9 protein-coding genes are annotated in these 10,970 nt (G+C 74.1%); 3 read left to right on the top strand and 6 right to left on the bottom strand.

Translation table 11 applies throughout. The annotated features are described in order from the left end of the window. The first annotated feature begins 144 nt into the window (after window positions 1-144). On the top strand, window positions 145-1,017 hold the full coding sequence (locus AB0G56_RS41525; RefSeq protein WP_360981359.1) for a helix-turn-helix transcriptional regulator: 873 nt from the start codon (window positions 145-147) through the stop codon (window positions 1,015-1,017). Window positions 1,018-1,090: 73 nt separating this feature from the next. On the opposite strand, the gene AB0G56_RS41520 is transcribed toward AB0G56_RS41525, so the two are convergent. After that, complete coding sequence (locus AB0G56_RS41520) at window positions 1,091-2,338, bottom strand: Ig-like domain-containing protein (protein ID WP_360981353.1); 1,248 nt, start codon at window positions 2,336-2,338, stop codon at window positions 1,091-1,093. A gap of 532 nt (window positions 2,339-2,870) precedes the next feature. Between AB0G56_RS41520 and AB0G56_RS41515 the strand changes: the two genes are divergently transcribed. Then, window positions 2,871-3,269 (top strand): LAETG motif-containing sortase-dependent surface protein, encoded by a 399-nt coding sequence (locus tag AB0G56_RS41515; protein WP_360981350.1) that lies wholly within the window; start codon window positions 2,871-2,873, stop codon window positions 3,267-3,269. A gap of 71 nt (window positions 3,270-3,340) precedes the next feature. On the opposite strand, the gene hutH is transcribed toward AB0G56_RS41515, so the two are convergent. The 3 genes from hutH to AB0G56_RS41500 all read right to left on the bottom strand — a co-directional run bounded on the left by hutH (window position 3,341) and on the right by AB0G56_RS41500 (window position 7,101). Next, a complete protein-coding gene (gene hutH, locus AB0G56_RS41510) occupies window positions 3,341-4,879 on the bottom strand; it encodes a histidine ammonia-lyase (protein ID WP_360981356.1) in 1,539 nt (512 codons plus the stop codon). Between the two features lie 166 nt (window positions 4,880-5,045). Next, window positions 5,046-6,197 carry a GGDEF domain-containing protein gene (locus tag AB0G56_RS41505; protein ID WP_360981347.1) on the bottom strand — a complete coding sequence of 384 codons (1,152 nt, stop codon included), beginning with the start codon at window positions 6,195-6,197 and terminating at the stop codon, window positions 5,046-5,048. A gap of 109 nt (window positions 6,198-6,306) precedes the next feature. Further along, window positions 6,307-7,101 (bottom strand): enoyl-CoA hydratase-related protein, encoded by a 795-nt coding sequence (locus AB0G56_RS41500; RefSeq protein ID WP_360981344.1) that lies wholly within the window; start codon window positions 7,099-7,101, stop codon window positions 6,307-6,309. Between the two features lie 203 nt (window positions 7,102-7,304). On the opposite strand from AB0G56_RS41500, the gene AB0G56_RS41495 reads away from it, so the two are divergent. Next, window positions 7,305-8,075, top strand: coding sequence for a hypothetical protein (locus AB0G56_RS41495; protein WP_360981341.1), 771 nt, complete (start codon window positions 7,305-7,307; stop codon window positions 8,073-8,075). Between the two features lie 229 nt (window positions 8,076-8,304). Here AB0G56_RS41495 and AB0G56_RS41490 read toward each other — a convergent pair whose 3' ends face one another. Together AB0G56_RS41490 and AB0G56_RS41485 are read right to left on the bottom strand one after the other, a co-directional pair. After that, window positions 8,305-9,444: an adenylate/guanylate cyclase domain-containing protein gene (locus AB0G56_RS41490; protein WP_360981338.1), complete on the bottom strand. Its 1,140-nt coding sequence runs from the start codon at window positions 9,442-9,444 to the stop codon at window positions 8,305-8,307. Between the two features lie 387 nt (window positions 9,445-9,831). After that, window positions 9,832-10,737: a biotin--[acetyl-CoA-carboxylase] ligase gene (locus AB0G56_RS41485; RefSeq protein ID WP_360981335.1), complete on the bottom strand. Its 906-nt coding sequence runs from the start codon at window positions 10,735-10,737 to the stop codon at window positions 9,832-9,834. Between the last annotated feature and the right edge of the window lie 233 nt (window positions 10,738-10,970).

The following is a 10,970-nucleotide window of genomic DNA, read 5'->3' as shown; positions in this document are numbered from 1 at the left end:
GGCGGCGCGGAAGCCGGTCCCGGTGCGGAGGCCGGCGCCCGGGCCGGCGGCGCGGAAGCCGGTCCCGGTGCGGAGGCCGGTGCCCGGGCCGGCGGTGCGGAGGCCGGTCCCGGTGCCGGAGCGGGCGCCGGTGCCGGTGCCGGGCTGGAGCGCCGGGCCGAGCTGAGCGAGTTCCTGCGCACCCGCCGGGCCCGGCTCCAGCCGGAGGACGTGGGCCTGCCGCACTACGGACGCCACCGCCGGGTGCCCGGTCTGCGCCGCGAGGAGCTGGCCCAGCTGGCCGGGGTCTCGGTGGCGTACTACACCCGCCTGGAACAGGGCAACGGCCGCAACGTCTCCGCCGAGGTACTGGACTCCATCGCCCGCGCGCTGCGCCTCACCGACGCCGAGCACGCCCACCTGACCCATCTGGCCAAGCCCAAGCACAAGAAGAAGCAGACGGCACCGACCCAGCACGTGCGGCCCTCGCTGCGGCAGCTGCTCGACACGATGGAAGGCGTCCCGGCGTACGTCGTGGGCCGGCGCGCCGAGCTGCTGGCGTGGAACCGGATGGCGGCGGCGGTCTTCGGCGACTGGTCCGAACTGCCCGCGGCGGAGCGGAACTGGGCGCGCATGACCTTCCTGAACCCGGTCCACCGGGACCTGTTCGTCGACTGGGAGCAGAAGGCGATCGACATCGTGTGCGCGCTGCACATGGAGGCCGGCTGCTATCCGGACGACCCACGGCTGTCGGCGCTCGTCGGTGAGCTGTCCGTCAAGAGCGAGGACTTCCGCCGCCTGTGGGCCACCCACGACGTCAAGGAGAAGAGCCACGGCGTCAAGCGGCTGCGCCACCCCCTGGTGGGCGAGCTGGCCCTGCGCTACGAGTCCTTCAAACTCGCCGACGACGCCGAGCAGACCATGGTCGTCTACCACGCCGAGCCCGACTCCCCGTCGGCGCAGTCGCTGCGTCTGCTGGCCAGTTGGGGCGCGGACGCGGCGCGGTCGGGAAGCGGGAGCCCGGCGTCGCCGGCGTGACGCCGCGGGGCTGAACCGAAAAGGCCGATGCCGCCCCGGGAAGGGGCGGCATCGGCAGGGGCCGCTGCGCGGATCAGGCGGCGGAGCCGGCCTTCCACTGGGACCAGCTCATGTTCCAGCCGTTGAGGCCGTTGTCCGGGGCGACGGTCTTGTCGCCGGTGTGCTGCACGACGACGACGTCACCGATCAGCGAGTGGTTGTAGAACCACGCGGCCGGCATGCTCGGGTCGTTCGCGCCCTTCTTGTCCTGCAGGCCGACGCAGCCGTGGCTGGTGTTGGCGTTGCCGAAGAGGGACGGTCCACCCCAGTAGTTGCCGTGGATGAAGGTGCCGGAGTTGGTCAGGCGCATGGCGTGCGGTACGTCCTTGATGTCGTACTCGCCCTTGCCGTCGGAGTCCTTGAAGCCGACCGACGCGCCGTTCATCCGGGTCTGGGTGAACTTCTCCGAGATCACCATCGCGCCCTCGTAGGTGGTGTGCTCGGGGGATCCGGCGGAGATCGGGATGGTCTTGACGGTCTTGCCGTCCTGCTTGACCTTCATCTGCTTGGTCTTGGCGTCGACGTAGGAGACCTGGTTGCGGCCGATGTGGAAGGTGACCGTCTTCTGCTGGACGCCGTAGACGCCCTGGGCGCCCTGCACGCCGTCGAGGTCGAGCTTCAGCGTGACGCTGGAACCCTCCTTCCAGTACTGCTCGGGGCGGAAGTCGAGGCGGTTGGCGCCGAACCAGTGGCCGACGACCTCCTGGCCGCTGGAGGAGGAGACGGTGATCCCCTTCTGGACGGCCGCCTTGTTGGTGATCGCCTTGTCGAAGTTGATCGAGACGGGCATGCCCACACCGACGGTGGTGCCGTTGTCCGGCGTGTAGGTGCCGATGAAGCTGTGCGCCGGGGCGACCGTGGTGAACGAGGCGTTCTCGTGGGCGGCGCGGCCCTTGGCGTCCGTGGCGGTGGCGGCGACCTTGTACGTGGTGGAGCGGGCGAGCTGGGCGCTCGGCTTCCAGCTCGTCTTGTCCGCCGATATCTGCCCCTTGACGGCCTTGCCGTCGGCGGTGGTCATGGTGACGTCCGTCAGCGTGCCCTTGGCCACGGTGACGGCGGCGGAGTTGTTGATGGACGCGTTGTCGGAGCCGTCCCCTGGTGTGATCTTGATCTGGGCCTCGGACGTCTGCTGGGCCGCGGCCTTGTCCGTCGTGGCCTGCGAGGCGTCGTCGCCGTTCCCGCCGGCCGCGCTGCTGCTGCCGGAACAGGCCGAGAGCACCAGAACACCGCCGAGCAGAGCGGACGAGGCCATCAGGGCCTTGTGCCGCTTGCTGTTCGTCATCACACGCTTCTCCATCGTTGCCGTATTCCCCAAGACCCCTTGTGTCCCCCGTCGCGAATCATCAACGCTACGACCGTTTCGTCCCGTTCCCCAGGGCGCCCAAGTGTGTGCCTCGCCACGTCGGCGGGGGACGGGCGGACGCGCGCGGGGGATGCGCGAAGCGGTTCGCGGGGACCTTTCGCCGCCGTCCTCGCCGGGTTCCTGCGCCGGCCGGGCGGGGTCAGGCCCGGTGCGGCGGGGTGGCGCCCGGCGGTAGCGCGGAAGCGGCCGCGCGCCCAGGCCACCGCCACGCACCCCGCCGACCGGCACGCACCGGACCCTCCCGCCCTTCGGCAGCGGATCCGTGTCTTCCGTCACAGGCACGCCGCTCGCCCACAGGGCGCGTGCGAATCTACACAAAACGTTATGGAACGGTCGACCCCCTCCAGGAGTCCGTACTTCAAACCTCCCGTGACTTTCCTGTGACCCATGGCGTTCACTAACATCGCCCCACACGGCCAATTCGCCAGTGCCACAAGGGGATCGATATTCCGTGTCAACCGCTCGCCGTACGCTCCTGACCGCCACCGCCGCGGGCACCCTGCTGGGCGCCCTGTGGTTCGTCCCCTCCGCGAGCGCGACGGGGGACACGCCGGCGAGAGCGGTGGCCGACGCGGTAGCGACGGCGCACACCACGGATCAGGGACGCGCCACGCAGCAGGGACGCGTCGCGGACACGACGGCGAACAGGGCCGCGAACGGGCCGACGGCGACACGCACCGGCACCGGCACCGGCACGGGTACTGAGGAAGCCGGCGACACGGGCGGCACGGAACTGGCCGACACCGGAAGCGTCGACACCACTCCCTACGTCGTCGGCGGATCGCTGTTCCTCGCCGCGGGCGCGGGCTTCGTGGTGTATTCGGTACGCCGGGAACGCCTCGGCTCCTGATCCGCCCGCGGGCCGGCCCGCACCGGCTCACCGGACGCAGCGTCCGGCTCACCGGAGCGGGCCGTCCGGGCTCAGCTCAGCGGGCCGGTGACCGTCTCGGCAGCGGCGAGGAGGCGGCCTTCGCGCACGAAGGCGTCGGCGGCGGCCAGGTCGGGCGCGAGGAAGCGGTCCGGGCCGGGACCGCCGACCCCCGCCTCGCGCGCGGCGTCGATGACCGCCCGGCTGGCCGGGGCGGGGGCCAGGCCCTCGCGCAGCTCGACGGCGCGCGCGGCGGCGTACAGCTCGATCGCGATGATCCGGGTCAGGTTGCCGACGGCCGTGCGCAGCTTGCGCGCGGCCGACCAGCCCATGGAGACGTGGTCCTCCTGCATCGCGGAGGACGGGATGGAGTCGGCGGAGGCGGGCACGGCCAGCCGCTTCATCTCGCTGACCAGCGCGGCCTGCGTGTACTGGGCGATCATCAGGCCGGAGTCGACGCCCGCGTCGTCGGCGAGGAACGGCGGCAGGCCGTGGCTGCGGTTCTTGTCGAGCAGCCGGTCGGTGCGGCGCTCGGCGATGGAGCCGAGGTCGGCGGCGGCGATGGCCAGGAAGTCCAGGACGTAGGCGACCGGGGCGCCGTGGAAGTTGCCGTTGGACTCCACGCGGCCGTCCGGCAGGACGACGGGGTTGTCGACGGCCGAGGCCAGCTCGCGCTCCGCGACGAGGCGGGCGTGCGCGAGGGTGTCCCGGCCGGCGCCGGCGACCTGCGGGGCGCAGCGCACCGAGTACGCGTCCTGCACGCGCGGCGCGTCGTCCTGGTGGTGCCCGGTGAGCTGGGAGCCCTTGAGCACGGCGAGCATGTTGGCGGCGGAGGCGCCCTGGCCCGGGTGGGGGCGGATGGCGTGCAGCTCGGGCGCGAGGACCTTGTCCGTGCCGAGCAGCGCCTCCAGCGACAGGGCGGCGGTGATGTCGGCGGACTTGTAGAGGGTGTCGAGGTCGGCGAGGGCCATGACCAGCATGCCGAGCATGCCGTCGGTGCCGTTGAGGAGGGCCAGGCCCTCCTTCTCGCGCAGTTCGACGGGCTGGATGCCGTGCTCGGCGAGCAGTTCGCCCGCGGGGCGCACGACGCCGTCGGGTCCCTCGGCGTCGCCTTCGCCCATGAGGGTGAGGGCGCAGTGGGAGAGGGGCGCGAGGTCGCCGGAGCAGCCGAGGGAGCCGTACTCGTGCACGACCGGGGTGATGCCCGCGTTGAGGACGTCGGCCATGGTCTGCGCGACCTCGGGGCGGACCCCGGTGTGTCCCGAGCAGACGGTCTTCAGGCGCAGGAACATCAGGGCACGCACGACCTCGCGCTCGACCCTCGGGCCCATGCCCGCGGCGTGCGAGCGGACGATGTTGCGCTGCAGCTGGGCGCGGAGTTCCGGGCTGATGTGCCGGGTCGCCAGGGCGCCGAAGCCGGTGCTGACGCCGTAGACGGGTTCGGGCTTGGCCGCGAGCGCGTCCACGATCTCCCGGGCCGCCGCGAGGGCCGCCACCGCCTCTCCGGAAAGTTCGACGCGGGCGCCGTCGCGCGCCACGGCGAGAACGTCGGACGCGGTGACACCGGACGTCCCCACCACCACAGTGTGCATATCCATATTCAGGAGCGTACGCAGTGAATGCGACGATGTCACTAGTGGGTGCCGGGGGTGCCCCTTACGCAGTGCCTGGCCTGCGGCCCACGTACCTCATGGACGGCGGGGGCCACGTGCCGCACTCGGGCAGTGGCCCACGTACCTCACGGGCAGTGCACGCACCTCACGGGCGGCGGCCCCGGAAGCGGCGCCGCTCGGCCGGTGCCTCGGGGGCGGGCGAGGGCTCGTCGGCCAGGCGGACCACCGGGTCCCGGGGACCCTCCCGCCCGGCGACGACCGGGTGGTCCGCGCGCAGCGCCTTCGCCCGGTACTGCGCGGCGTCGGCGAGCCGGAAGAGCCGGCGGGCCGAGGACACCGGGCCGATCGCGTCCCCGGTCGACGCCACCCCGCAGGCGACGCCCTCCCCCAGCTCCAGCTCGGCCGCGCGCCCGCACAGCTCGTCGGCCGCCTTGACCACGTCGTCGGCGGCCGGCCCGACCGCGAGCAGACAGAACTCGTCACCGCCGAGCCGCGCCACGAGCGCCCCCGGCACCGTCGCGCCGCACAGGGACAGCACCGAGCCGAACCGTTCCAGCAGCCGGTCCCCCACCGCGTGACCGAGGGTGTCGTTGACCCGCTTGAGGCCGTTGAGGTCACAGACGACGAGGCTGACGACGACACCGTCCGCCCGGTGCCGCTCGATGGCCTCCTCCAGCCGTACGTCGACGGCGCGGCGGTTGGCGAGCCCGGTGAGCGCGTCGGTGAACGCCAGGCGGTGGGCCTCCTCCAGGCGTTCCGTCTGCGCGAGGCCCGCCGCCACCACGGCGGCGAGGACCGTGGCGAAGTCGGCGTCGCCCCGGCCGAACGAGGCGGCCCCGGTCGAGCGGGCGACGTACAGCTCGCCCCAGGCGCGGCCGTGCAGCACGATCGGGGCGACCACGCAGCAGCCCCGCCCGCGCCTGCGCAGCGCCGCGACCCGCTGGTGGCAGTAGCCGGGCTCTCCCGCGGCCGGGCCGCCGGCCGTCTCCACCCATGCGTCCGGCTCGCCGCCGGAGGCCCACCGCTCGTGCAGGAACTCGGCGATCTCCGGGAACTGGTGCACGGGGTACGCCTCGCCCTGCGGGAACTCCTCCTCCTCGGGCGCCCGGTCCCCCACGTTCACCAGCACCCGCAGCCGCCCGCGCTCGCGCTCCCACACCGACAGCGCGGCGAAGCTCCCCTCCAGCGCCCGGCACGCACCGAGCGCCGCCGCACGCCACGACTCCCGCGGGGTGTGCGCCGCGGCCATCCCCTGTGCCAACGCCACGACGGCGGCCAGCCGCCTGTTCTCGCCCATCACTCCAGGCTAGGGAGGTTTTACCTGTTTCGGGACATTGGTGGGGCTGTCAGTGGCCATGATCACGGCCCCGGGGCGGGACGGGGACGGCCGGTGCGGGCCGGCGCGTTCACTCCCCCGGCCAGCGGGGAGCGCGCTTCTCGTTGAAGGCCGCGACGCCCTCCGCGCGGTCCGCCGAGAACGCCGTCGAGCGCCACGCCGCGTCCTCGACCTCCAGGCCGGCCCGCAGGTCCAGCCCGTGCCCCAAGCGGAGCGCCCGCTTGGCCGCCCGCAGGCCGACCGGGGAGTTCGCCGCCATCCGGCCGCCCAGCTCCAGCGCCTGTGCGCGGTCCCGGCCCTCCTCCACCAGCAGGTCCACCAGCCCGATCTCACGCGCCTCGGCCGCGTCGAGGCGCCGTGCGGTGAAGATCAGCTCCGCGGCGCGGGCCGCACCGACCCGCCGGGGCAGCAGCTGCGTACCGCCGCCGCCGGGGATCACACCCACGGACACCTCCGGCAGCCCGACCACGGCCGTACGGTCGGCCACGATCACATCGCAGGAGAGCGCCAGCTCGAACCCCCCGCCGAGCGCGAACCCGTGCACGGCGGCGACGGTCGGCATCGGCAGCTCCAGTACGCCGGTGTACGCCGCGCGCGCGACCGGCCGCTGCTTCAACAGGTCCGCGTCGCTGAAGGAGTTGCGCTCCTTCAGATCGGCGCCGACGCAGAACGCCCGCTCGTGCGACGAGGTCAGGACGACCACGCGTACGCCCGGGTCGGCGGCGAGCGCGGCGCACGCCCCGGCGATCGACCGGGCCATGTCCGTGGACACGGCGTTCATGGCCTTGGGCCGGTCGAGGACGAGTTCCGCGACATGGTCGTGGCGCCGCACCAGCACGAACTCCCCGAACCGCTCCTCGCTCATGACACCCTCCCGGTTAACGCGGGTTAACAACACCTGTCCCGATCATCTCAGCCGCGCCCGCGCGGGGAAAGGGGTTCCTTGTCGAGGACCGGCACCCCGTTCGAGTGACATCCCGGCCAACCCCGGCGAAACCCCTACGCCGCCGCATAACGTGCGTTCGCCACGGCGCAGCGGGGGGCGCGAGCGCATCGGGGAGGAGCGCGATGGGGACGGACACGACCGGCACGGCGCCGCGGGACGCGATAGCCACGGCCGACGGCAGCCCGTGCGGCACGGGCGGCCCCGGTGGCCGCACCCCCTCGCAGGGCCCGCGCGTCCGCGGGCGGCACCGTCGGCCCCGGCCCCGCAAAGCGCTGCTCACCGCGGGCGGCCTCGCTCTCGCGGCCGGTGTGCTGAGCCTCGTACGGCTGGCTCCGGAGTACGGGCACGGCGGCCCCGGGGCCGCGGAGGCGGAGCCCTACCGGCACGGCGGTCCGGACGGCGACGCGGCCGGCGCGGCCGGCCCGTCGCACGGTGTCGCCGTCACCGGCACCAGCACCGCCCCCGGCACCGGGGCCGCGACGGCCGGGACCGGTGGGAACGGACCCTCCGTGCTCCCCTCCTCCCCCCTCCCCATGGGCGGCGCCGGCTCGGTGGCGGCCCCGGGCACCGATCCGGCACTGCCCGGCCGGTCCCCGTACGGCACGGGTCTGCTCCCGCCCGCCGGCCCGCCCGGCGCCGAGAGCGTCCCCACCACAGCCCCGGCACCCCGACCCGGGACCTCGAACCAGCCCGGCGATCACGCCGGTACACCCCGCACGCCCACCACCACGCGCCCCCCGCACGCACCGGCCCCGGGCACCCACACCCCGGCACCGCAGGCACCGCCGACAACCTCGCCCCCGTCGTCCGGCGGCGGCGGGAAGGGAAGGGGAAGCGGGGGCGACGGCGACGTGTGCGTCCCGGTCATCGGCCTCTGCGTCGGCGTGCAGTGACCCGCTTCGGCGCCCGCCGACCCGCGTCGGAGCCGATCGACCCACGTCGGGCCCGATCGATCCGCGCCGGTGCCCGATCGGCCCACGTCGGACCCGATCGATCCGCGCCGGTGCCCGATCGACCCGCGTCGGACCCGATCGACCCACGTCGGTGCCCGACACCCACGCGCCGGACCCCGGCCCTGGAGCAGACACGCGGGCCCGGACCACAGTCCGGACCCGATCCCCATCACTGCGCCGGGTCGGCCCGCCGCGTGAGCAGCCAGGGTTCGACCACGCCGAGCCCGCGCACCGGCCGCTGCCAGGTCGGCTGCAGGGCGAAGCGGTACACCGGCGGTTCCTCGCCCTCCTTCTCCGCCGCGGCGGCGGCCTCGGCCGCCTCCGCCTCGGAGGCGGGGGAGTCGCCCGTCCGGATCAGCTCCTCGGCGAAGGCGCTGTCGACGAGCACGGCATCGCGCGGGGCTATGGACGTCAGCCGGGAGGCGAGGTTGACGGTCGTGCCGAACACATCGCCCATCCGGGTGGTCACCGTGCCGAACGCCATCCCGACGCGCAGCTCCGGCATCGTCTCGTCGTTCTCCATGGTCTCGACCAGCCGCAGCGCGATGTCCGCCGCCGTGCCCGCGTCGTCGGCGGCGTACAGCACCTCGTCCCCGAGCGTCTTGATCAGCCGTCCGCCGCGCGCGGCCACCAGGTCGGCGGCGGTCGTCTCGAAGGCCTCGACCAGCTCGCCCAGCTCCTCCTCCTCCATCCGGCGGGTCAGCCGGGTGAAGCCGACGAGGTCGGCGAAACCGACGGCCAGGCGCCGGTCGACCATCTCCTCGTCGTCGGCGACCTGCACGACCCGCCCGGCGGAGGCGGCGAGCTGCCGCCGCCAGACGTAGACCAGGAACTCCTCCAGCTCGGGCAGGAGCAGCTCGACGATCGGGTACGTCACCTCGGTGCGCGTCATGCCCGGCTCGGGCGGCTCGGTCAGCCCCTCCAGGAAGGAGTCGATCTGCCACTCGGCCAGCCGGGCGGTGGTCTGCCCGGTGGAGCGGGCCACCTGCACCGCCATGGCCTCGCTGAGCAGCCCCGCCTCGACCAGACCGGCGAGCCGGCGCAGCGCCAGCACGTCGGCCTCGGTCAGCGCCTTGGCCTGGCCGATGTCGGCGAAGCCCATGGCCCGCCAGAAGCGGGAGGCCAGCTCCATGGAGACACCGGCGCTGCGGGCCGCCTGGAAGGGGGTGTAGCGCCGCTCGGCGCCCAGGATGAGCTGTTCGAGACGGAGCGCGAGCGGGTCCTCGCCGTCCTCGCCGGAGTCGGCGGCGTCGGGGTCCACCCGGCCGTCCGCGTCCTCCGTGCCGGAGCCCGTGTCGTCGACGGTCACGCCTGCTGCCCTTCCGATCTGTCACGGTCAGGTATCGACCGGCCTCAACTCTACGGCAGGTGTGCGCCAGCTCACTCCGTCAGACCGGTGCGAGGAGCGAGCTGAGCTGGGCCGTCGCCCGCCGCGCGGCCGAACAGCACGGCCCCCGCGGAAGCCGTACGCCCCTCGCCGCGCGAAGTCCGCAACCGCACCCGGAAGCGGCGCGCACCCGCACCCGAGGCCGCACGCACACCCGAGGCCGCACGCACGCCGGATGCGGCACGCACCCCGGGGAGCGGCACGCGCCCCCGGAATCCCCAGGGCTCCCCGAAAGCCTCGGACCCCGGTCTCCCGGAAACCCGAAAGCCTCGGACCCCGGTCTCCCGGAAGCCCCCGGCCGCCCCGTGCTCAGGCCGGCCGCAAGTGCACGATGTCGCCGGCGCCCACCGGCTCCTGCACGCCGTTCTCCGTGGCGAGGACGAGCCTGCCGTCGCCGTCGACCGCGACCGCCTCGCCGACCACCGAGCGGTCGCCCGGCAGCTCGGCGCGCACCCTACGTCCCAGGGTCGCGCAGCCCGCCGCGTACGTCTCCTGGAGACCCGCGGCGAGCGGGTCGCCCGCCGCCTCGCGCCACCGCCCGTACCACTCCTCGAGCGAGCGCAGCACCGCGCGCAGCAGCGGGTCGCGGTCCGTGCTCACCGCCCCGGCCAGGGCCAGGGAGCCCGCCTGCGGCACCGGGAGTTCGTCCTGGCGCAGGGTGACGTTGATGCCGACGCCGAGGACCACACCGCCGTCCCCGGCCCGCTCCGCCAGGATGCCGCCGGCCTTGCGTTCCTCGCCGCCGACAGTGACCAGCAGGTCGTTGGGCCACTTCAGGGCCGTGTCGACCCCGGCCGACCGGGACAGCCCGGTGGCGACGGCGACCCCGGTGAGCAGGGGCAGCCAGCCCCAGTGGGCCACGGGCACCTCGCTCGGCCGCAGCAGCACCGAGAAGAAGAGCCCGGAGCGGGCCGGGGCGGTCCACCGGCGGTCCAGACGCCCCCGCGCGGCGGTCTGTTCCTCGGCGACGAGGACGGCGCCCTCGGCGGCCTCCCCGGCCTCGGCGCGGGCCACCAGGTCGGCGTTGGTGGAGCCGGTGCGCTGCACCACCTCCAGCTCGGACCACAGGCCGCCTTCCCGGACCAGTCCGCGCCGCAGCGCCGTGGCGTTCAGGGGCGGGCGGTCGAGGTCGGACCAGCGGCCGGCCCCCTCGGAGCCGGCGCCCCGGCCGGGCCTGCCGTGGCTGTCGTCGTCTGCTGCATCTCGCGGCGTCATGCAACCCACCCTAGGTGTGGGAAACGCCGCACTGCCGAACAGTGGGGCCCCCACTACTCTACGGATGAGTAACCGTCCCCCCTTTTGAGCAGGCAGGGAGCCGCGATCCCGATGTCCGAGCCGGAAGAGCGCCAAGAGATCGACATCCACACGACCGCGGGCAAGCTCGCGGATCTGCGACGGCGTATCGAGGAAGCCACGCACGCCGGCTCGGACCGCGCGGTCGCCAAGCA

This window comes from Streptomyces sp. NPDC021356 (genome assembly GCF_040641015.1).
GTDB lineage: Bacteria > Actinomycetota > Actinomycetes > Streptomycetales > Streptomycetaceae > Streptomyces.
The sequence above is the reverse complement of the archived record's forward strand: the minus strand, read 5'-3'. Positions and strand labels throughout refer to the sequence as shown.